Raw genomic sequence first — 24086 nt, 5'->3', positions numbered from 1 at the left:
ACTAGCTGCCATTGGGAGTATTATTAATTTGTTTCTTCTGGTAATATTGCCGGGTCAGTTTCCGGTATGGTCATGTTCTCTACTGTGTCTTTTACTTTAGTAGTGTCTTGCTCTTCAAGTAAACCATCTGGCATGGCTTCCATATCTTCTTCACCTCCAAACATAGTCACATAGTTGTTAAACTTAGTAGCTTCTTCCTTAAAGAATTCAAAATCTTGATTTATACCCAATACATCAAGCAATGCGCTATATCTATACAGGTTAGATTCAATAGCATCAAATGAGTTATTGATTTCTATTGGTGTTAATGAGTGGTAGTATTTCAACTCTTCTTGGTAGTGTGATGCTACTTCATTAAATAAATCTCTTGCTTTTTGTTTTTGACCTGTTTTGTAATAAGCATCTACATACGGGTCTAATAAGAAATAGTAACCAAATCTGTCTGCAGGCATGTTTTTCATAGCTATTTCAATAGCTTCTTTTGCTTTTTCAGTTTGGTCTTCGTTTAATAAGGTTTCTATTAATCGAGCAATATTACCTCTGTAGTTAATACTGTTTCTACGAGTTTCAGGGTCTAAATAAATATCTGGGTCACCAGAGTTACCCCAATCCCATTTCTGTACAATGTTAAACATTAGGTCGCTATCAATTCTACCCATTTCATAAGGATTTTTCGGATCGATAGGTGTTTTAATAGGTACTAGTTTGTAAACCATACCGTCTAATTGAAGATAGTCTTTCATCCAGATGTATTCTTCATCAGAAAAACTTCCGCCTGTAAAGTAAATTGGGCGTTTCCAATCATTATTTGCTAATATGTCTAACATCATCATTCGGTGTTTTCCAATAGCGGTTTTCGGTAAGTCTATATCTATGTAATCTACGATAAGATCTGCATCTTCTGGTTTAACTAAACCACTTTTTAACACGTTCGCCTTGTTAACCGGTACTCTAATTTTATTAGTAGGGTAGTAGTTGGTTTCTAATAAACTTTCTGGGTAACCAGATTGTTCGTCTAACATATAACGCATTTTAGTTTTAGGATTCTCATTAGTAATAAAATCCATAAACTTTTTAATGTCCCAACGTTGTTCCGCGATAGACTCGTTGATTGCCTGATAATAGACAGCATCTCTAGTACCCCATTTGTATTGGTCGTGTGTTAAGCTGCTTGGTATAGGTTCACTCTCGTATGTTTTACGTTTCATTTGATCTATATACCATGCAGTAGCAAATAACTGTGTGTTAATGGTTCTTATATCTGTACGGTAGCCTTCAATTTCTTGAGCATACCAAAGTGCAAAAGTATCGTTATCTCCAATAGTAAAGAGGAGTGCTCCAACATCCTCTTGTACCGAGTCGAGGTATGATTTAGCCATTGATTGTGCGGTATATCGTCCAGATCTGTCATGGTCATCCCAGTTTTGGTATGCCATTACGGTTGGTACAGCAAGCATAGTAATAATTACAACTACAGGGGCTAGTACTTTTGGTTTTAATAATTTTCTAAATTCATCATATAACCCGTAAACTCCTATTCCAATCCACATACAGAATACGTAGAAAGAACCTACTAAAGCATAATCTCTTTCTCTAGGTTCAAAAGGGCGCTCGTTTAAGTATAGCTTTAAGGCAATACCTGTAAATAAGAATAGTATAAGTAGTACCCAGAATTGTCTTTGGCTTTTAGTTAGTTGAAATACCAAACCAACAAGACCTAAAAGTAGTGGTAAAAAGAAGTATGTATTACGCGCTGGGTTGTTTAACGTGTCTGATGGTAAGTTACTTTGTGGCCCATGAATCATCTCATCTATAAAAGTAATACCACTTAACCATTGTCCGTGCGAATCTAATTTTCCTTGTATATCATCTTTTCGTCCTATAAAGTTCCAGGCAAAATAACGGAAATACATATAGCCTATCTGAAAATCTAAGAAGTAGAATATATTTTGTCCAAACGATGGTTTTTCAATATCTATATAATCTTTAAAGTCTTGTAAAAACTTCTCATAATCATCGGTAGATACTTGGCCTTTTGCCATTTGGCCTCTAAAGCCTGATATGTATGCTTGTAATTGTTCGTTGTCTAAATATTCTGCTTTAATATTAAAATTTAAGCGTTCGGTTAATTTCATGTAGTTAGCAGCATGGTCTTCACTCCACATTCTAGGTAGAAAACCAGATTGTGTGCTATTGGCATTTTGAATCTCACCTTTCCAATGGTTTACAATTTCGTACTTACCAGTAGTTTCGTTTTTCTCGTATTTAGGTTTCCCATCTATATAAGGTTGATTGTCGTCTAATGGTGCGTACTTGTTAGAGTACATAGGACCGTAGAATAAATGTGTCTCTGGGTATTGCTCTAAGTTATAATAAGCAAGTAAAGTACGCGCATCCGATGGGTCGTTCTCATTAATAACGGTATTTGCATTGGCTCTAATAGGAATCATTAACCATGTAGAGAAACCAATCAAAACAAAAATGGTGCATAAAATACCGGTATTAAGATTCACATAGTTTTTCTTTTTAGAATAGGATAATCCAAAATAGAACACCGCAATTATTGCTAAGCCGGCTATGATAGTTCCAGAGTTAAATGGAAGTCCGAAAGTATTAACAAAGAATACCTCCGCATATCCAAAAAATGAAAGGGTGTACGGTAAAAGTAATTTGAATATAAATAATAAGATGGCGATAGAAACAACATTAGCTATAATGAAATTCTTTATGTTTTTTTCGTAATGCGATTGGAAGAAATACATCATTCCAATGGCTGGTATGGTTAAAAGAGCCATAAAGTGTACCCCGAATGATAAACCAATTACCAATGCAATAAGAATTAACCATTTGCTACCTCTTGGGTTATCAAGATCGTCTGTCCACTTTAAACCAAGCCAAAACATTAAAGACATCATAAAGATGGCCATGGCATATACTTCGGCTTCTACTGCATTGAACCAAAAACTATCAGAAAATGTAAGTGCTAAGCCACCTACAATTCCACTTCCTAAAATTGCAATGGCTTTTGGGTTGGTAAATTCCTCTTCATCGTTTTTAATTAATTTTCGAAGCAGATTGGTAATACTCCAGAACATAAAAAGTACCGCAAAAGCACTTGAGAATACAGACATAAAGTTTACCATTAGCGCTACTTGTTCATTGTTTAAAGCAAACATAGCAAAGAAAGCTCCCATCATTTGAAAGAAAGGTGCTCCTGGTGGGTGGCCTACTTGTAGTTTAGCGGCGGTAGAAATATATTCTCCGCAATCCCAAAAACTAGCTGTAGGTTCTACAGTAGATCCGTATGTGAATAAGGCAATTGCAAAAACTATCCATCCGGTGATAGTATTCCATTTATTAAAGTTGATTGAAAACATAGAAGTGTTTCTTTTTTCTTATATTTATATAGTTGTGGCGAATTTACTAATAATTATAAAAGTTGCGTCAGGTTTTTTAACGGATAAAAAAGATTAATATTTTTTTAAGATTAAAAATTCTTAATTTATCTGAAAATCAGTGTTTAATGTTGTTGTCGTCAATTTAGCGAAAAAAAATATTGAATTTTTTTTCTAAAAAACTTGTGCAAATGAATATTATTCGTAGTTTTGCATCCGCAATAAAGCACTGGCCTATGGTGTAATTGGTAACACAGCTGATTTTGGTTCAGTCGTTCAAGGTTCGAGTCCTTGTAGGCCAACAAAAAAGCCTCTTAGTTTTCTAAGAGGCTTTTTTTATGTTTGATTATATTTTTAAAGTAATTACTGGTCGTATGGCGTGGTTAACCAGATCTTCACTTAAGCTGCCGTTGAAAAAGTGGGCTAGTCCTCTTCTTCCGTGAGTGCTTACACTTAATAAATCGGCACTTATGCTGTTGGCGAAGTTTAAAATGCCTTCTTCTATGGTTTCGTCGTTGTAGATGTTTACGGTGTAGTTAGAAACTTCTTCAAGACTTAAGAAAGAGTTGATTCTATCTTTTATAGTGTGCGTTGTTTTAAAGTTGTTTGGTGTGTTTACATAAAGCAGGTGTAAGGTGTATCCAAACTCTTTAGCCATTTTAACGGCTCTTTTAAAGGTGTCATGGTAGTTGTGTAAAAAGCTACACGCATATACCATGTGTTTAAAGTTGATTTCTTTCAGTGGTTTTTTAATTACCATTACGGGTGCTTCGGCCATTCTAACCACCTTTTCTGTGTTAGAGCCTACAAAGATTTCAGAAACACCAGAAGCGCCACTAGAGCCCATAACTATAAGGTTAATGTCATTTTCAGCAACTACTTTGTTAATACCTTCGGTAATGCTTTCTTCTTTTACCATTTCATGAACGGTAATGTCTTTTAAGTAAGGTTTGTCTAAAAAGGTTTCAAAGTGTTTATGGGCTAGTTTTAGAAAAAAAATAGCCTCAGGGAGTTCGTTTTTGTCGGCGCTTAATAGGTGTACGGGTAATTCTACCATGTGCACAATAAAAAGTTCTGCGTTGTGCTTTTTGGCTATTAGCGCAGCTGTTTCTAATGCGTATTCTGCCTGCTCCGAGAAGTCGGTGGGTACTAAAATTTTCTTCATTTGGATTTAAAGTTGAGTGATGTCAATAATCTTAAAGATAAGAATAATTTATGGAATGTATTTATTATAACAGTAAAAAAGTATTATATTTGCAGCCTAAAGAATAATAAAAGGTTATTTGGAGGGGACGGGAGTCCCCTCTTTTAATTCATATAACTCATTTATGTTTAGAGAAAAGGTAGAAGAATTATTAGCTGAAGCATTAGAAGCAAGAGAAGATTTGTTTTTAATAGACTTTACTATTTCATCATCTAATGCAATTTCCGTAATTTTGGATGGTGATAATGGAGTGGCTTTAAATGATTGTATAGAGGTTAGTAGAAAAATTGAGCATAATCTTGATAGAGAAGAGTATGATTTTTCATTAGAAGTGGCTTCAGCAGGTATTTCTGAACCTTTAAAGGTACAAAGACAATTTGTTAAAAATGTTGGTAGAAAGTTATCGGTTAAACTTGTAGGAGGAGGTAAGCCTGTAGAGGGAATGTTGGCCGAAGTAACAGATACTGGTATTGTATTAGAATATAAAGTTAGAGAGCCTAAGCCAGTTGGGAAAGGTAAAGTAACTGTTCTAAAAAAGGAAGAGATAGCTTTTGAAGCTATACATGAAGCTAAAGTGATGGTAATATTTTAATTTAAAAACATGACATGGAAAATCTAGCATTGATCGATTCGTTTTCGGAGTTTAAAGATGAAAAACTCATAGATCGTGTAACGCTAATGGCAATTCTTGAAGAGGTTTTTAGAAATGCACTAAGAAAGAAATACGGATCTGACGATAACTTTGATATTATTGTAAACCCTGATAAAGGTGATTTAGAAATATGGAGAAATCGTATAGTAGTTGCGGATGGTGAGGTTGAAGACCCTAATCAAGAAATTGAATTGTCTGAAGCTAGAAAAATAGAGCCTGACTTTGAAGTAGGGGAAGATGTATCTGAAGAGGTGAAGTTAATTGATCTTGGAAGACGTGCTATTTTGGCTTTACGTCAGAATTTAATCTCTAAAATTCATGAGCATGATAATACTACCATTTACAAGCAGTTTAAAGACCTTGTAGGTGAAATATACACAGCTGAAGTGCATCATATTAGACATAGAGCTGTTATTTTATTAGATGATGAAGGTAACGAGATTGTGTTGCCTAAAGAAAAACAAATACCATCTGACTTCTTTAGAAAAGGAGAAAATGTTAGAGGTATTATTGATAGTGTAGAATTAAAAGGTAGTAAGCCTTCTATTATAATGTCTAGAACTTCTCCTGTATTTTTAGAGAAGCTTTTTGAACAAGAGATTCCTGAGATTTTTGATGGATTGATTTCTGTGAAAAAAGTGGTTAGAATACCTGGAGAGAAGGCTAAAGTAGCTGTAGATTCTTATGACGATAGAATTGACCCAGTAGGTGCTTGTGTTGGTATGAAGGGGTCTAGAATTCACGGAATTGTTCGTGAGTTGGGTAACGAGAATATAGATGTTATAAACTTTACCACAAATACACAGTTATATATTACCAGAGCTTTAAGCCCGGCAAGGGTAAACTCGGTAGTTATAAATGATGAAACTAAACATGCGCAAGTTTTCTTGCAGCCAGATGAAGTTTCTAAAGCTATTGGTAAAGGTGGGTATAACATTCGTTTAGCAGGTTTCCTTACAGGTTATGAAATTGACGTGTATAGAGAAGGTGTTGAAGAGGATGTTGAATTGACTGAGTTTTCTGATGAAATTGATGTTTGGATTATCGATGAGTTTAGAAAAATTGGTTTAGATACGGCTAAGAGTGTGTTAGAGCTAGACGCCGAAGATCTTGTCAAAAGAACAGATCTTGAAGAAGAAACCGTGCAAGAGGTGCTTCGAATTCTAAAAGATGAGTTTGAAGAATAGGCCTTGATTTTATTGTCTGCGGTTTTTTAATTTAAATTGAGAGGAATAAAAAATAATATATGTCTGACAACAAAACAATAAGACTTAACAAGGTACTTAGGGAATTGAATATTTCTTTAGATCGTGCTGTAGAGTTTTTAACTTCAAAGGGACATGAAGTTGAAGCGCGACCTACTACCAAAATATCAGGCGAGGTGTATGATGTTTTGCAACAGGAATTTCAAACCGACAAGAGTAAAAAAGTAGCGTCAAAAGAGGTAGGAGAAGAGAAGCGTAAAGAGAAAGAGGCTTTACGTATCGAGTTGGAGAAAGAGCAGGAGATGAAGCGTAAGAAATCTGAAGAGGTGGTAAAAGCCAAGGCTCAGCTTTCAGGTCCAAAAACTGTTGGTAAAATAGATTTGGATGGTAACAAGAAAACTGAAGCTCCAGAACCTGTAAAAGAAACCGCTCCAGAACCTGTTAAAGAAGAGGTTGTTCAGCCTAAAGCAGAAGCCCCGGTGAAAGAAGAACCAAAAGTGGAAGCGCCAAAGGTTGAAGAAAAGAAACCTGAACCAGTACAGGAAAAAGTGGAAGAGGTTAAAAAGGAAGAGGTGAAGAAAGAGGAACCGAAGAAAGTAGTTGAGGCTCCAAAGAATGAAGAAGCTCCTAAGAAATTTCAAGCTCCGCAAAAACCGCAAGAAAAGCAAGCTCCTAACACACCTCACAAGTCACCTCAATTTAAGCTCAGACATGAAAACAAGTCTTTTGGTGAGCAAAAACAAACTCAACAAAAGCCTAAATTTAAAAAGCCGGAAGAGCAAAAACCTGCTCCTGAGTCCCAAGAACCGGAAGTTATTGAAACTAAGTATAAGAAACTTACAGGGCCTAAGCTTGTAGGTGAAAAAATTGACCTTTCTCAGTTTCAAAAACCTAAGAAGAAAAAAGAAGATCCTAAGGATAAGAAAGATAACAAGGGGTCTAATAACAATAACCAACGCAGACAGAAGCGTAGAAGAATTTCTGGCGAGTCTGGTGGTGGTAATAATAACGGTAATAACAACAATAATAACCGTAATAACAACCAACGTTCTAACAACAACCAAGGAGGTAAAGGTGGCTTTAAGAAAGGTGGAGGTAAATTTAGACCTGCTCCTAAAGTAGAGCCAACTGAGGAAGATGTACAAAAACAAGTACGTGAAACCTTGGAAAAACTTCAAGGTAAAGGTTCTAAGAACAAAGGTGCTAAATACCGTAGAGAGAAAAGAGATTCTCACCGTCAAAAAACGGAGGATGTACTTGCACAACAAGAAGCGGATAGCAAATTATTAAAAGTAACCGAGTTTGTTACGGTTGCTGAAGTTGCTACCATGATGGATGTGCCAATTAACAAAGTTATTGGAGCGTGTATGTCTTTAGGTATCATGGTTACCATGAACCAGCGTTTAGATGCAGAGACCCTTTCTATTGTTGCTGAAGAGTTTGGTTATGAGGTTGAGTTTGTAACAGCTGATATTGAAGAGGCTATTTTAGAAGAGCCAGATGCTGAAGAAGATTTAGTAACAAGAGCACCTATAGTTACAGTTATGGGTCACGTTGACCACGGTAAAACATCGTTGTTAGATTATATTCGTGAAGAGAATGTAATTGCAGGTGAAAGTGGAGGTATAACACAGCATATTGGAGCTTATGGGGTACAATTAAAAGATGGTCAGAAAATAACTTTCTTAGATACACCAGGTCACGAAGCGTTTACAGCAATGCGTGCAAGAGGAGCTCAAGTAACAGATATAGCTATTATTGTAATTGCGGCGGATGATTCAATCATGCCACAAACAAAAGAAGCTATTTCTCACGCGCAAGCTGCTGGAGTACCAATGATTTTTGCAATTAACAAGATAGATAAGCCAACAGCAAACCCTGATAAAATTAAAGAAGGGTTGGCTAGTATGAATTTATTAGTAGAAGATTGGGGAGGTAGTATTCAGTCTCATGATATTTCTGCTAAACAAGGTACAGGTGTTGATGAGCTTTTAGAGAAGGTTCTTTTAGAAGCAGAGATTTTAGATCTTAAAGCAAACCCAGAGAAGAATGCATCTGGTACCGTAGTAGAAGCGTTCTTAGATAAAGGTAGAGGTTATGTTGCTACTATTTTAGTACAAGGTGGTACGTTACGTGTTGGTGATTATGTGTTGGCAGGTAAGAATAGTGGTAAGGTAAAAGCTATGCACGATGAGCGTGGTAATGTAGTTAAGGAAGCGGGGCCTTCTAGACCGGTGTCAATACTTGGTTTAGATGGTGCGCCACAAGCAGGTGATAAGTTCAATGTATTTGAAGACGAAAAAGAAGCAAAACAAATTGCTACTAAGCGTACTCAATTACAACGTGAGCAGTCTGTAAGAACACAAAGACATATTACGCTTGATGAAATTGGTAGACGTATTGCTTTAGGTGATTTTAAAGAGCTTAATATTATCTTGAAAGGTGATGTTGATGGTTCTGTAGAGGCCTTAACAGATTCGTTCCAGAAATTATCAACTGAAGAGATTCAGGTGAATATTATACATAAAGCGGTAGGTCCTGTTACAGAGTCTGATGTGTTGTTAGCTTCGGCTTCTGATGCAATTATTATCGGATTTAATGTTCGTCCTATGGGTAATGCTCGTATGATAGCAGATAAAGAAGAAATAGATATCAGAACGTATTCTATCATCTATGATGCTATTAACGATCTGAAAGACGCGATGGAAGGTATGTTGTCTCCTGAAATGAAAGAAGAGATTACAGGTAATGCTGAAATCCGTGAAACGTTCAAGATTTCTAAAATTGGTACTATTGCTGGTTGTATGGTTACCGATGGTAAGATTTTCAGAAATTCTAATATTCGTCTGATTAGGGATGGTGTGGTTATATTCACTGGAGAGCTTGCATCTTTAAAACGATTTAAAGATGACGTTAAAGAAGTTTCTAAAGGATATGATTGCGGTATGCAGGTGAAGAATTATAATGATATAAAAGAGGGTGATATTATAGAAGCCTTCCAAGAAGTTGCTGTTAAGAAGAAAATCAAGTAATTTCTTAAAATAATATTAAAATCATAAAAAAAGCGACTTTTTAAAAGTCGCTTTTTTTTATCTCTTTGGGTTTATAATAAACGCATGAGGGTATTCTTCTTTAATGCTTAAGAGCTCTTTGTCGGCTTCTAATCTGTTTCGGTACTTACCAATTTTAATTTTATAATTAGGGTACTCGTAATAAATGTTTGAGAGCAATTCTGGGTGCTTCTCTTTCACTTCTTTTAGGGCAACCATGGCATTGTCCTTTTTGCCGCTAAAAATCTGTATAGTGTAGATTTTGTCTAGGTTCTCGTTTAGTCCGGTTGTTTTTTTTAGTTCCACCAATTTGGCAATTACTTCGCTCTGCTCAATGTTTTTATTTTCAACATTTTCTTCGGTTTGAGCGGTTATTATTTGGGAGAATAATGCAAGTCCCAGGCTTGTCATAATATATTTTTTCATGCTTAAAAATCTCATAGTGAATACATAATGCAGCAAAATTAAATTTTATTGTGAGATGTTAATAAATTGAATATTATTTAGAATCTATATAAATTAATAATTAACGTGTTTCTAACATTTCTTAACTCAACTCGATATTGTATTTTTGCTCACAGTTCATCACGAATCTATGATTTTTATCATTGTAAAAATCGTGCCAAATTTAGATTGATAATACAATTTATTAATATGAAAAAGGTGAAACACCGTAATTCAGCCTCGAGTATTTTAGGTTTAAGTCTAGCTTTATTGCTAGCATTTTCTACCACTGTTTTTTCTCAAGAAACTGAACAGCCAGCTGCAGAAACTGCTGCTGCAACAGCTTCCGACACCGGTTCCGGTGATCCGGCCAATGGAAAAAAATTATTTAATTCTAATTGTGCTGCTTGTCATAAGTTAGATAAAAAAATGACAGGTCCTGCCTTAAGAGGTGTGGGTGATAAGCATGATAAGGAGTGGTTGTATAGTTGGATTCATAATAGTTCAGCTATGATTCAATCTGGAGATCCAGATGCAGTGAAAATTTATGAAGAGTATAATCAGGTTCAAATGACTGCTTTTCCGCAGTTGTCAGAAGCTGAAATCGATGATATTATCGCATATACTATGCAGCCGAAAGCTGAGCCGAAAGTTGATAACGGCGGAGGTGCTGAGGCTGGTGCAGGAGCTGGTGCTTCTTCAGGTGGTATAGATACTAATATTATGTTAGGTGCGCTAGCGTTAGGTTTTGCAATGATGATTGTGATGCTTTATGTGGTTAATCAAACATTAAGAAGAATTGCTGAAGCAAACGGAATAGAGCTTAAGAAAGAAAGTGAGAAAAGATTGCCTTTATGGAAAGCTTTTATTCAGAATCAATTTTTAGTATTGGTTTCTGTAGTGCTTCTTTTATTAGTGTCTGCTTGGTTTGCTTATGGTTACTTTATGCAAGTTGGTATTGATAAAGGGTATCAGCCAATTCAGCCAATTCACTTCTCTCACAGAATTCACGCTGGTGATAATGGTATTGATTGTAAATACTGTCACTCTGCTGCTAGAGTTAGTAAAACTTCTGGTATACCGTCTTTAAATGTTTGTATGAACTGTCATAAGAATATTGGAGAGGTTGCTGAGTCAACTGGTACACCAGAGCATTCAAAAGAGTTTTATGATGGAGAAATTCAGAAGTTGTATGCAGCTGCTGGATGGGATTCTCAGAACATGAAATATACTGGAGAAACAAAACCTGTTAAATGGGTTAGAATACATAATTTACCAGACTTTGCTTACTTTAATCACTCGCAGCACGTTATTGTGGCTGGTGTAGAGTGTCAGCACTGTCATGGTCCGGTTGAGACTTACGAGGTTATGGAGCAATTTGCACCATTGACTATGGGATGGTGTATAAACTGTCACCGTGAGACAAACGTGAAAATGGAAGGTAATGAGTATTACGAGAAGATTCACGAAGAATTGTCTAAGAAGTACGGAGATCTTAAGCAGTATACAATTGCTGAGATGGGTGGTTTAGAATGTGGTAAGTGTCACTATTAATAATTGTTAAAGAGCTAATTTTATATATAACATGGCATCAAACAAAAAATACTGGAAAAGTGTTGAGGAGTTAAATCCTGATAGCTCTATTGTTGAAGCACTAAAACAGAATGAGTTTGTAGAAGAAATTCCTGTAGACGAGTTCTTAGGGGATAAAAAATCACTAGATTCATCTTCAACTACAAGAAGAGATTTCTTAAAGTATGTTGGATTTAGTACAGCGGCTGCAACATTGGCTGCGTGTGAGGGTCCTGTGAAACACGCGATTCCTTACGTAGTTCAGCCGGAAGAAATTCGTCCGGGTGTGGCTAATTACTATGCTACTACTATAGCAGATGGTTATGATTTTGCAAGTGTATTGGTTAAAACCAGAGAGGGTAGGCCGATTTTTGTAAACAATCATGATAAAGCTGAAGTAGATAGTAGTGCTAATGCTCGTGTAATTGCATCTGTATTATCTATGTATGATAGTATGCGTGTGCAAGGGCCTAAAAAAGGAGGTGAAAGTATTGAGTGGGATGCTTTACATAAAGATGTGAAAGCTAAGATTCAAGGTGCTAAGGCTGCTGGTAAAGAAGTGGTTTTCTTAACACAAACTTTTGCAAGTCCTTCTACTTCAAAATTGATTAGTGAATTCTCTGATAGTGTAGGTGGTGTTAAACATGTTGTATATGATGCTATATCAGAAGATGCTGCTTTAGATGCATTTGAGGCTAAATATGGTGAAAGAGCCATGGCTGATTATGATTTTGAAAAGGCAGATGTTATAGTTTCTTTTGGTGCTGACTTCTTAGGAGATTGGCAAGGTGGTGGATTTGAGGCAGGATATGCTAAAGGAAGAATCCCTACCGATGGTAAAATGTCTAAGCATTTTCAAATTGAATCTAATATGTCTTTAACTGGTGCTAATGCAGATACAAGAGTTGCATTAAAGCCAAGTGAAGTTAAAATAGCTTTAGCTAAGTTTTACGGTTACTTAAGTGGTGTTTCTTACGGAGGGCAACTTTCTGAGAAAGCTGATAAGGCTGTAAAAGCTGCTGCGGAAGCATATAAAAAAGCAAATGGTAAAGCTGTTGTAGTTACAGGTGTTCAGGATGTAGATGCCCAAGCTTTAGTGTTGGCTATTAACGAACAATATAACAGTGTTGCATTTGATGCTGCGGCACCATTAAAAGTTCGTTCTGGTAATAATAAAGCAGTTAAGTCTTTAATTGCTGATATGAAAGCTGGAAAAGTGGGTGTTTTAGTTACTGTAGGTGTAAATCCTTTATATACACTTGCTGATGCTGCTGGATTTGAAGAAGGATTAGCGAAGGTTGAAACTTCGGTTGCTTTCTCAATGAAAGAAGATGAAACAGCTTCTAAAACAACTTATGTTGCTGCAGTGCCTCATTATTTAGAGTCTTGGGGTGATGTAGAAATTAAGAAAGGTCATTATAGTTTAATGCAGCCTACTATCCGTCCGTTATTTGATACAATGCAGTTTCAAGAAGTGTTGTTAGCTTGGATGGGTAATGATGTGTCTTACTATGATTATATAAAATCTAACTGGACTTCTGGTGTTTTAGGAGGTTCAAGTTGGAACCAAGCATTACATGATGGTGTATTTAAATCAGAAACTAGTTTAATATTTACTGAAGTACCTACAGAAGAAGGTGCTGAAGCTGCAGTGGTTTCTACTAGTGCTGGTGAATATGCATTAAAGCTTTCTAAAGCTGCTTCTTCAGGAATGGAGTTAGTGTTGTATGCTAAAACGGGAATGGGAGATGGTCAACAGGCTAATAACCCTTGGTTACAAGAGTTCCCTGATCCAATTTCAAGAGCTTCTTGGGATAACTATTTAACAATATCGTTGGCAGATGCTAATGCAGCTGGTTTTGAAAACTGGAATGTAGCTAACGGAGCTTTAAATGGTAGTTTGGCAAATGTTACTGTAAATGGGGTTACTATTAGTAACATACCAGTTTTAGTGCAGCCAGGTCAAGCTAAAGGATCTGTAGGTTTAGCTTACGGATACGGAAGAGAAGCTGGTGTAAAAGAAGAAATGAAAACGGGTGTAAATGCGTTTAAGTTTTACACTGATTTTAATAACGTTCAATCGGTTAGCATTGAAAAGGCTGCAGGTGAGCATGAGTTTGCTTGTGTGCAGTTGCATAATACCTTAATGGGTAGAGGTGATGTTCTTAAGGATACTGTATTAGGTACATTTAATACAGAAGAGCCTGAAGTATGGAATCCGCAACCAATGGTGTCTTTAGATCACCAAGAGGTGCCTTCTACTACAGTTGGTTTATGGCAAAATGTTGACAGATCAATTGGACACCACTTTAACTTATCTATTGACTTAAATGCTTGTACAGGTTGTGGTGCTTGTGTGATTGCTTGTCACGCAGAAAACAATGTACCTGTAGTTGGTAAGTCAGAGGTTAGAAAGTCTAGAGATATGCACTGGTTGCGTATTGATAGATATTATTCGGCAGAAGAAACATTTGCAGAAGATGTAGAGGTTGTTGAGAATATCTCTGGACTAGGTGAGTCTCTATCTACTTTTGGAGAGTTAGAGCACGCATCTGCTAATCCTCAAGTTGCTTTCCAACCAGTAATGTGTCAGCACTGTAACCATGCTCCTTGTGAGACTGTTTGTCCGGTTGCTGCTACATCACACGGTAAGCAAGGTCAAAACCACATGGCGTATAACCGTTGTGTTGGTACTCGTTACTGTGCAAACAACTGTCCTTACAAAGTTCGTCGTTTCAACTGGTTCTTATACAATGGAAATGATGAGTTTGATTATCATATGAATGATGATTTAGGAAGAATGGTGCTAAACCCAGATGTTGTTGTACGTTCAAGAGGGGTTATGGAAAAATGTTCTATGTGTATCCAAATGACTCAGAAAACAATCTTAGATGCTAAGAGAGAAGGAAGAGCTATTAAGGATGGAGAATTCCAAACAGCTTGTTCAGCTGCATGTAGTTCAGGAGCTATGATCTTTGGAGATATTAACGATACGGAAAGTAAAGTTGCAGAATTGAAAGAAAGCGACAGAATGTATCACTTACTAGAGCATGTAGGAACACAACCAAACGTATTCTATCATGTGAAAGTTAGAAATACAGAAGAAGCTTAAATAAATAATTAATAAAGAAACAATTTATAAAGTATTATGGCGTCGCATTACGAAGCACCTATACGTAAACCCTTAGTTACAGGAGATAAGACTTATCATGATGTAACTTTAGATGTAGCTGCTCCTGTAGAAGGAAGAGCAAACAAACAATGGTGGATAGTGTTCTCAATATCATTAGCTGCCTTTATATGGGGTTTAGGATGTATTATTTACACGGTATCTACTGGTATCGGAACCTGGGGATTAAACAAGACTGTTGGTTGGGCCTGGGATATTACTAACTTTGTATGGTGGGTAGGTATCGGTCACGCCGGAACGCTTATCTCAGCAGTACTTTTGTTATTCCGTCAGAAATGGAGAATGGCAATTAACCGTTCTGCAGAAGCAATGACCATTTTCTCGGTTGTTCAGGCAGGTTTATTCCCGATTATTCACATGGGGCGTCCATGGTTGGCATATTGGGTATTACCAATACCAAACCAGTTTGGATCTCTTTGGGTGAACTTTAACTCACCGCTTCTTTGGGATGTATTTGCGATTTCAACTTATTTATCTGTTTCTTTAGTATTCTGGTGGACAGGTTTACTTCCTGACTTTGCAATGTTAAGAGATAGAGCGGTAAAACCTTTCCAAAAGAAAATTTATAGTCTTGTAAGTTTCGGATGGAGTGGACGTGCTAAAGATTGGCAACGTTTTGAAGAAGTATCTTTGGTACTTGCTGGTTTAGCAACTCCATTAGTACTTTCTGTACACACCATTGTATCTATGGACTTTGCTACCTCGGTAATACCAGGTTGGCACACTACCATCTTCCCTCCATACTTCGTAGCAGGGGCAATCTTCTCAGGATTTGCGATGGTAAACACACTTTTAATTATCATGAGAAAAGTATGTCACTTAGAGGCATACATTACACTACAGCATATTGAATTAATGAACTTGGTAATTATGATTACAGGTTCTATTGTAGGATGTGCGTATATAACCGAGTTGTTTATTGCATGGTATTCAGGAGTTGAGTACGAACAGTATGCATTCTTAAACAGAGCAACAGGACCTTACTGGTGGGCTTACTGGATGATGATGTCTTGTAACGTATTCTCACCTCAGTTTATGTGGTCCAAGAAACTTAGAACTAGTATTATGTTCTCTTTCTTTATCTCTATTGTAGTAAACGTAGGTATGTGGTTTGAGCGTTTTGTAATTATTGTTACATCGTTACACAGAGATTTCCTTCCATCTTCATGGACTATGTTCTCTCCTACATTTGTAGATATAGGAATTTACATTGGAACTATAGGATTCTTCTTTGTGTTGTTCTTACTATATTCTAGAACATTCCCTGTAATTGCACAGGCAGAGGTAAAATCGATTTTGAAATCATCTGGTGAAAAATATAAAAAATTAAGAGACGGCGATCATGAGTAATAAAATTATACAAGCCATCTATAACGATGATGATGTGTTAATGGCTGCAGTAAAAAAGGTAAAAGCTGAAAAACTTCATATAGAAGAAATTTACACACCATTCCCTGTTCACGGACTAGATAAAGCTATGGGGTTACCTCATACAAGAATTGCAATTGCTGCTTTTATCTATGGTTGTATTGGTTTAACCGTTGCAACAAGTATGATGGGGTATATCATGATTGCAGATTGGCCACAAGATATTGGAGGGAAACCATACTTTAGTTTCTTAGAGAATATGCCTTCATTTGTGCCAATTATGTTTGAAATGACAGTATTCTTTGGAGCTCACTTAATGGTTATTACTTTTTACATGAGAAGTAAATTATGGCCATTTAAAGAAGCTGAGAATCCAGATGTAAGAACAACTGACGATCACTTCTTAATGGAGATTGCTGTTGATAATAACGAAAGTGAATTAACTGCGTTGTTAGAAGAAACAGGAGCTGTTGAATTAATTGTTACAGAAAAGCATTAAACCAGATATGAAAAGCTTGATTAAATTAGGAGTTGTTCTTGGTGTAGCTGCATCAGTTACGTCATGTTTTAACAATTCAAAGCCAAATTATCAGTACTTTCCAAATATGTACGAAGGGGTGAGTTATGAGACTTATCAAGAATCTGATGCCTTTGCTAATGGTAAAGAGGGTCAATTACCACCTGCACACACTGTAAAAAGAGGATGGATGCCTTATGAGTATGAAAATACTACAGAAGGGTATGAGTTAGCAAAAGCTAATTTAATGAATCCTTTAATGTCTGATAGTTTAGACCTTAAGTATGATGACGCTAAAGCAATGCAGTTATATACTATCTATTGCGCTATTTGTCATGGTGATAAAGGTGATGGGCAAGGTACTTTAGTACAAAGAGAAAAGTTTTTAGGGGTGCCTAATTACAAAGATAGAGACATTACCGAAGGTAGTATTTATCATGTCATTTATTACGGACTGAACTCAATGGGATCTTACGCTGCTCAACTTAATGAAGAAGAGCGTTGGCAAGTTTCACAGTACGTATTAGAGTTACGAAATAAATAAAACAATACAATAAAGAGATATATTTTAAAGATATGTATACGTTTTCTAGTAAATTAAGAATGGGAGCAATCATATTAATGATTGTTGGTCTTCTTGGTATAGCATACGGTTTTATAAGTGCGCCGGGTACTGTGGAAGAAGCTAAAGCAATGGTATCAAATGCCGGACATGGAGGACATGAAACAGAGGCTCATGAAGAACATGGTGAGGCAGTTACGGCACATCATGGAGAAGCTTCTCATGAGGCACATGCTGAAGGGCATAGTGCAGAGCATGATGAGCATGTTTTTCATCAGTTACAAAATAAGCCATATGCGGCTTTATATGTAGCTGCTTTCTTCTTTATGATGATCTCTTTAGGAGTTTTAGCATTCTATGCTATTAACCGTGCAGCTCAGGCAGGTTGGTCTCCAGTATTGTTTAGAGTTATGGAAGGTATTACAGCTTACTTGTTACCAGGTGCTGTAATCTTAATAGTAGTTTGGGTTGTTGCTAATATGGGGCACCATCACTTATTTATCTGGACAGATAAAGAAGTTGTAGCAGAAGACCACTTATTACAAGGTAAGAGTGGATACTTGAATATGGTATCTTTCTTAATTCGTGCGGTTATTTACGTTGCTGGTTGGGTATTATACCGTCAGTTCTCTCGTAAATTCTCTATTGCACAAGATACTGCTGAAGATGATAGATACTATGTGAAAAATTTTAGAATATCTGCGGTTTTCTTGGTATTCTTCTTAGTAACAGAATCTATGATGTCTTGGGATTGGATTATGAGTGTTGAACCACACTGGTTCAGTACCTTATTTGCATGGTATGTATTTGCTAGTATGTTTGTATCTGGTATTACAGTTATTGCAATGGTAACTATCTACTTAAAATCTAAAGGTTATTTAGAATATGTAAATGATAGTCACCTTCATGATTTAGCCAAGTTTATGTTTGGTATTAGTATCTTCTGGACTTATTTATGGTTCTCTCAATTCTTGTTATACTGGTATTCTAACATACCTGAAGAAGCTACATACTTCGTTCAAAGAATTGCAGATTATAAATTACCTTTCTTTGGAATGGTAGTTATGAATTTCTTATTCCCATTATTAGTATTAATGAATAGTGATTACAAACGTTTAGGTTGGTTTATCATTATGGTAGGATGTGTAATCTTAGTAGGTCACTATTTAGATATCTACAACATGATTATGCCATCTACAGTTGGTTCTCAATGGTCAATAGGTATTCCAGAAATTTCAAGTGTATTATTCTTCTTAGGGTTATTTATTATGGTTGTATTTACAGCTTTAACTAAAGTGCCTTTATTGGCTAAGCGTAATCCGTTTATTGGAGAGAGTAAACATTTTCATTATTAATAGAGTATCAAGTAAACAAAATATATAATGACTACTTTTTTAGCTATAATAGTTTTAATATTAGTTGCCATTGCAGTATGGCAAATGACTAAAATTTTCGAATTATCTCAGGTAAATGCAGATAATTCGCAAGTAGCAAATGACAAGGATAACAAATTGAATGGTTATTTAATGTTTGCTTTCTTGGTATTCCTTTACATTTTAATGATTTTCTCTATGTGGAAATGGGGTAGTTTCTTATTAGGAACTCCTGCTTCTGCACACGGTGAAGATTATGATAATTTAATGGCAATATCGTTTGTTTTAATTTTTATTGTTCAGTTCATCACTCAGGCTTTATTACACTACTTTGCTTTTAAATACAGAGGAGAAGAAGGTAAAAAGGCTATGTTCTTGGCTCACAATAATAAATTAGAGGTTATTTGGTCTATCATTCCTGCGTTAACATTAGCTGGTTTAATCTTATACGGTTTATACAACTGGGTAAGTATTACTAGTATTGATGAAGATGAGGATCCGATAGTTATTGAGTTATATGCTCAACAATTTAACTGGAAAGCAAGATATGCTGGAGCGGATAATGTATTAGGTGATGCTAATGTTAGATTAATTGATATTGCTAAAGCAAATGTTTTAGGTATTGATGAGTCTGACCCATATGCACAAGATGATAAAATTACAACAGAGTTACATTTACCTGTAGGTAAGAAGGTGTTATTTAAAATGCGTTCTCAAGATGTTTTACACTCTGCTTATATGCCTCACTTTAGAGCTCAAATGAACTGTGTTCCTGGTATGATTACACAATTTGCGTTTACACCTACAGTTACTACTGAGGAAATGCGTGTAGATGATGGAATTGTTGAAAAAGTGAATACCATTAACGAAATTAGAGCAGAGAAGAGAGCTAAAGGAATGGATGCTGATCCATACGAGTTTGACTATTTATTATTATGTAATAAAATTTGTGGTCAGTCTCACTATAACATGCAAATGAGAATAGTGGTAGAGACTGAGGAAGAATACAATGCTTGGTTGAGCGAACAAAAAACATTTGCTGCATCAATGGGTAAAGAAGATACCAAAACCGAAACCACTGAAGCAGTTGCTCAAGTAGAATTAGTTTCTGATGAAGAAGCTAAAATTATAGGAGTTAATTAGTAAGATATTAAAATTTAACTGAAAGAAAATAAATCATGTCAGGACACGCACATCATAAAGAAACTTTTATAACAAAGTACATCTTTAGTCAGGATCATAAAATGATTTCTAAACAATTCCTTATCACCGGTTTGTTAATGGGTGTTATAGGTATTGGAATGTCGTTGCTATTTAGAATGCAATTAGCATGGCCAGGTGAATCCTTCAAAATTTTTGAAGTATTACTAGGTAAATGGGCACCAGAAGGTGTTATGGATGCAAACATCTACTTAGCATTGGTTACTATTCACGGTACTATTATGGTATTCTTTGTATTAACACAGGGTTTAAGTGGTACTTTTAGTAACTTATTAATTCCATTACAAATTGGAGCTCGTGATATGGCTTCTGGTTTTATGAACATGCTTTCTTATTGGATGTTCTTTTTATCAAGTATCATCATGGTGTCTTCATTGTTTATTGAAGCTGGTCCTGCAGCTGCTGGGTGGACAATCTATCCTCCTTTAAGTGCTTTAGCAGCAGCACAACCTGGTTCTGGTTTAGGTATGACATTATGGTTAGTGTCTATGGCAATATTTATTGCTTCTTCTTTAATGGGGTCATTAAACTATATTGTAACAGTTATTAACTTACGTACTAAAGGAATGACTATGACTAGACTTCCTTTAACTATTTGGGCGTTATTTATTACTGCTGTTATTGGTGTTGTTTCTTTCCCTGTATTATTATCTGCAGCATTATTATTAATAATGGATAGAAGTTTTGGTACTTCATTCTTCTTGTCAGATATTTTTATTGGTGGTGAAGTTTTACATTATCAAGGTGGTTCTCCAGTATTATATGAGCACTTATTTTGGTTCTTAGGTCACCCAGAGGTATATATTGTATTATTACCTGCATTAGGTATTACTTCTGAAATTATTGCAACAAACTCTCGTAAACCTATCTTTGGTTACAGAGCTATGATATTATCTATTTTAGGTATCGCATTCCTTTCTACAATTGTATGGGGTCACCATATGTTCGTGTCTGGTATGAACCCATTCTTAGGGTCTGTGTTTACCTTTACTACATTATTAATTGCAATTCCATCTGCAGTTAAAGCATTTAACTACATTACTACTATTTGGAAAGGTAACTTACAAATGAACCCTGCAATGTTATTTTCTATTGGTTTAGTATCTACTTTTATTACTGGTGGTTTAACTGGTATTATTTTAGGAGATAGTACATTAGATATTAACGTTCACGATACATATTTCGTAGTGGCTCACTTCCACTTAGTAATGGGTATTTCTTCTTTATATGGTATGTTTGCTGGTATTTACCACTGGTACCCTAAAATGTTTGGAAGAATGTTAAATAAAAACTTAGGGTATTTACACTTTTGGATTACTGCAGTTGCTGCTTATGGGGTATTCTTCCCAATGCACTTTGTAGGGTTAGCTGGTGTACCAAGACGTTATTATGATTATACAAATTTCCCATTATTTGATGAGTTACAAGATACACAAGTAGTAATTACTGTATTTGCTATTATAGCTGGTTTTGCTCAGTTAATATTCTTATACAACTTCTTTAGAAGTATGTTCTATGGTGCTCCTGCAACTCAAAACCCTTGGAAGTCTAACACATTAGAATGGACAACTCCTGTTGAGCATTTACATGGTAACTGGCCAGGTGCTATTCCAGAGGTTCACAGATGGGCTTATGACTATAGTAAGTTAAGAGAAGATGGAGAATATATTATCCCAGGTCAGGATTTCGTTCCACAAACGGTTCCATTAATAGACGGGGAAGAAGATTCGAACCACTAAAAACTATTATATATTATAAAAAAGGGCTTTCTAATTTTAGAAAGCCCTTTTTTTTGTTTGTATAGTATTTGTGTAATTTGGTATACGGATGTTACTAATCTTTAATTAAGCTTGAGGTATGATTTTAAAAATGGTTTTGTTTGCGTTGTTATCTGGTATCACGGTGTTTGTGGGTGGTGTGTTGGCTAATGTGTTTAATCATCATGTAAAAGAGAAGCCTGTAAAGTATGAAATTATTCACGGACTAATGTCTTTTGGTGCTGGTATTATGTTATCGGCAGTAGCATTAGTTTTAGTACCAACAGGTATGGAAGGTTTATCAGTTGGAGTATTTGCAGTTGTGTTTATGTTTGGGGCTTTATTATTTATGTGGTTAGACAGGTATCTAGCTAAGAAAGGAGGGCAGACAGCTACTTTATTAGCCATGATGATGGATTTTATACCAGAGTCTATTGCGTTAGGTGCCACCTTTGCATTAGATGTGAAAATGGCTATGTTGTTAGCGGTGTTTATTGGTTTACAGAATTTACCCGAGGCTTTTAACTCGTTTCGAGATTTGGTACTGAGTGGTTATACTACAAAAAAGGTATTAATAATATTTTTCTTTTTGAGTTTTTGTGGGGTAGTTGGTGCGTTAGGCGGGCATTATCTATTAGCCGAGCATAGCTACTTTAGAGACGTTTTAATGACCTTTTCTGGTGGAGGTATACTCTATTTGCTTATTCAAGATATCATACCAGAGAGTAAGCTTTCTAAAAATTATATTACTTCGCTGGGTGCTATTGCTGGCTTTTTGGTTGGTGTAGTAGGTGAAATGGTTATATAACAAAAAGCCCTCCTTATGAAGGAGGGCTTTAGGCGATTGATTTTTAACACAACTTATACTTCAATCTTATTTATAATTCTATTGATTAAGCGTCTACTAAGTCAGATTTTGGACCTGCAGCTGTGATTTCCTCATTCACACCATCAGCAAATTGCTCAAAGTTTTTCTGGAATAAAGAAACTAATTTAGCTTTAGTTTTAGCGTAAGCAGCTTTATCAGACCAAGTGTTTTCTGGTACTAAGATTTCAGATGGTACATCAGGACAGCTTGTTGGGATTTCAAATCCGAAGCTAGCATCTTTAACGTACTCTACATTATCAAAAGCTCCACTGTGGATACCGTCAATCATTGAACGAGTATATTTCAATTTCATTCTGTTACCTACACCGTAAGCTCCACCAGTCCATCCAGTGTTCACTAACCAAGCAGTAACACCGTGTTTTTTAATTTTCTCAGCTAATAACTCAGCGTATTTGTTAGGGTGCCACATCATGAAAGCAGCTCCGAAACATGCGCTAAATGTAGCTTCTGGTTCAGTTACTCCCATTTCAGTACCTGCAACTTTAGCAGTATATCCTGAGATAAAGTGGTAACTAGCTTGCTCTGGAGTTAGTTTACTTACTGGAGGAAGTACACCAAATGCGTCACAAGTTAAGAAAATGATGTTCTTAGGTTGACCAGCAACACAAGGAATCTGTGCATTTTCAATATAGTTGATTGGGTAAGATGCTCTAGTGTTTTGAGTGATAGAAACATCTGTGTAATCTACTGTTCTTGTAGCTTCATCATAAACTACGTTTTCTAATACAGTACCAAACTTGATAGCGTTAAAGATGTCTGGTTCTTTTTCAGCAGATAAGTCGATAGCTTTTGCATAACATCCACCTTCAATGTTGAAAGTACCTTCGTCTGTCCAGCAGTGCTCATCATCACCGATTAATTTACGTTTAGGGTCAGCACTTAAAGTTGTTTTACCAGTACCAGATAATCCGAATAATACGGTAACATCTCCTTCTTCACCTACGTTAGCAGAACAGTGCATTGGCATAACACCTTCTAATGGCATTAAGTAGTTCATGATACCGAAGATACCTTTTTTCATTTCACCTGCATACTCAGTACCTAAGATTACAATTTCTTTTCTTTCTAAAGATACATCTACAGAAGTTTTAGAAGTCATACCTGTAGTATAGCTGTTAGCTTTAAATCCACCAGCGTTGAATACTACGTAATCTGGCTCACCAAAGTTAGCTAACTCTTCTTCTGTTGGCATAATAAGCATGTTTTGCATAAATAATGCGTGGTATGCTCTTGTACAAATAATACGAACTTTTAGTCTATATTTTGGATCCCAACCTGCAAAGGCGTCAACTACGTATAAGTGTTCTTTAATGTTTAAGTAGTCAATTGCTCTTTCGTGGTTTAGCATGAAAACTCTTTCTTCTAAAGCGATGTTAATTTTACCCCAGTCGATGTTGTTTTCAGACTCTGGATGTTTAACAACTCTTTTATCTTTAGGGCTTCTTCCGGTTTTTTCACCAGAGTAAGTCATCAAGGCTCCTACGTCAGATATCGCAGTTCCTTTTTCCAATCTCAAACCTAGTTCATATAAAACTGGTACACTACTGTTTCTAAAGATAGTCTCTACCTCAATTCCGTATTGCTTAAGATTAAATCCCATTTTAATTAATTTTATGTAGTTAGTAATTAATTTTTAATTCTGTTTTTATTACACTGTAAAAGTCATCCTTTTTTTTAATAACACACA

At 35.9% G+C, this 24086-nt stretch carries 16 protein-coding genes and 1 tRNA gene; 13 read left to right on the top strand and 4 right to left on the bottom strand.

Annotated elements, in window-relative coordinates; all coding sequences use genetic code 11:
* Window positions 1-23 precede the first annotated feature (23 nt).
* Complete coding sequence (locus Y10_RS15530; protein WP_281766333.1) at window positions 24-3377, bottom strand: glycosyltransferase family 117 protein; 3354 nt, start codon at window positions 3375-3377, stop codon at window positions 24-26.
* A gap of 248 nt (window positions 3378-3625) precedes the next feature.
* Here Y10_RS15530 and Y10_RS15525 point away from each other — a divergent pair.
* Window positions 3626-3697, top strand: a tRNA-Gln gene (locus tag Y10_RS15525).
* 44 nt (window positions 3698-3741) lie between these two features.
* Here the strand turns inward: Y10_RS15525 and Y10_RS15520 are convergent.
* A complete protein-coding gene (locus Y10_RS15520) occupies window positions 3742-4560 on the bottom strand; it encodes a universal stress protein (protein ID WP_281766332.1) in 819 nt (272 codons plus the stop codon).
* Window positions 4561-4723: 163 nt separating this feature from the next.
* Between Y10_RS15520 and rimP the strand changes: the two genes are divergently transcribed.
* The 3 genes from rimP to infB are packed head-to-tail and all read left to right on the top strand — an operon-like array spanning window position 4724 to window position 9488.
* Window positions 4724-5191 carry a ribosome assembly cofactor RimP gene (rimP, locus tag Y10_RS15515; RefSeq protein WP_281766331.1) on the top strand — a complete coding sequence of 156 codons (468 nt, stop codon included), beginning with the start codon at window positions 4724-4726 and terminating at the stop codon, window positions 5189-5191.
* A gap of 14 nt (window positions 5192-5205) precedes the next feature.
* Complete coding sequence (gene nusA / locus Y10_RS15510; protein ID WP_281766330.1) at window positions 5206-6438, top strand: transcription termination factor NusA; 1233 nt, start codon at window positions 5206-5208, stop codon at window positions 6436-6438.
* A 59-nt stretch (window positions 6439-6497) separates the two neighbouring features.
* Window positions 6498-9488, top strand: coding sequence for a translation initiation factor IF-2 (gene infB, locus Y10_RS15505; protein WP_281766329.1), 2991 nt, complete (start codon window positions 6498-6500; stop codon window positions 9486-9488).
* Between the two features lie 57 nt (window positions 9489-9545).
* Here the strand turns inward: infB and Y10_RS15500 are convergent, their stop codons facing one another.
* Complete coding sequence (locus tag Y10_RS15500; protein ID WP_281766328.1) at window positions 9546-9932, bottom strand: SPOR domain-containing protein; 387 nt, start codon at window positions 9930-9932, stop codon at window positions 9546-9548.
* A 228-nt stretch (window positions 9933-10160) separates the two neighbouring features.
* Here Y10_RS15500 and Y10_RS15495 point away from each other — a divergent pair, with 228 nt between their 5' ends.
* The 9 genes from Y10_RS15495 to Y10_RS15455 all read left to right on the top strand — a co-directional run bounded on the left by Y10_RS15495 (window position 10161) and on the right by Y10_RS15455 (window position 22318).
* Complete coding sequence (locus Y10_RS15495) at window positions 10161-11504, top strand: c-type cytochrome (protein ID WP_281766327.1); 1344 nt, start codon at window positions 10161-10163, stop codon at window positions 11502-11504.
* Window positions 11505-11535: 31 nt separating this feature from the next.
* The gene (locus Y10_RS15490; RefSeq protein WP_281766326.1) at window positions 11536-14634 is read left to right on the top strand and encodes a TAT-variant-translocated molybdopterin oxidoreductase; all 3099 of its coding nucleotides are present in this window, start codon (window positions 11536-11538) and stop codon (window positions 14632-14634) included.
* 36 nt (window positions 14635-14670) lie between these two features.
* Window positions 14671-16062 (top strand): NrfD/PsrC family molybdoenzyme membrane anchor subunit, encoded by a 1392-nt coding sequence (nrfD, locus tag Y10_RS15485; RefSeq protein ID WP_281766325.1) that lies wholly within the window; start codon window positions 14671-14673, stop codon window positions 16060-16062.
* Window positions 16055-16579, top strand: a complete 525-nt coding sequence (locus tag Y10_RS15480; RefSeq protein ID WP_281766324.1) for a DUF3341 domain-containing protein — start codon at window positions 16055-16057, stop codon at window positions 16577-16579. Before nrfD ends, Y10_RS15480 begins: the two co-directional genes overlap by 8 nt.
* Window positions 16580-16586: 7 nt before the next feature.
* The gene (locus Y10_RS15475; protein WP_281766323.1) at window positions 16587-17141 is read left to right on the top strand and encodes a c-type cytochrome; all 555 of its coding nucleotides are present in this window, start codon (window positions 16587-16589) and stop codon (window positions 17139-17141) included.
* 32 nt (window positions 17142-17173) lie between these two features.
* Complete coding sequence (locus Y10_RS15470) at window positions 17174-18514, top strand: quinol:cytochrome C oxidoreductase (RefSeq protein ID WP_281766322.1); 1341 nt, start codon at window positions 17174-17176, stop codon at window positions 18512-18514.
* A 27-nt stretch (window positions 18515-18541) separates the two neighbouring features.
* Window positions 18542-19675 (top strand): cytochrome c oxidase subunit II, encoded by a 1134-nt coding sequence (locus Y10_RS15465; RefSeq protein ID WP_281766321.1) that lies wholly within the window; start codon window positions 18542-18544, stop codon window positions 19673-19675.
* Window positions 19676-19710: 35 nt separating this feature from the next.
* Window positions 19711-21492, top strand: coding sequence for a cytochrome c oxidase subunit I (locus Y10_RS15460; protein ID WP_281766320.1), 1782 nt, complete (start codon window positions 19711-19713; stop codon window positions 21490-21492).
* A gap of 118 nt (window positions 21493-21610) precedes the next feature.
* The gene (locus tag Y10_RS15455; protein ID WP_281766319.1) at window positions 21611-22318 is read left to right on the top strand and encodes a ZIP family metal transporter; all 708 of its coding nucleotides are present in this window, start codon (window positions 21611-21613) and stop codon (window positions 22316-22318) included.
* Window positions 22319-22403: 85 nt separating this feature from the next.
* On the opposite strand, the gene pckA is transcribed toward Y10_RS15455, so the two are convergent.
* Entirely contained in the window at window positions 22404-23999 is a 1596-nt protein-coding gene (gene pckA, locus Y10_RS15450; protein ID WP_281766318.1) for a phosphoenolpyruvate carboxykinase (ATP), read from the bottom strand.
* Between the last annotated feature and the right edge of the window lie 87 nt (window positions 24000-24086).

It is taken from the genome of Neptunitalea lumnitzerae (assembly GCF_027924185.1).
Classification (GTDB): Bacteria; Bacteroidota; Bacteroidia; order Flavobacteriales; family Flavobacteriaceae; genus Neptunitalea; species Neptunitalea lumnitzerae.
Note: the sequence above shows the minus strand (reverse complement) of the source record. Positions and strands in the feature narration are given on the sequence as shown.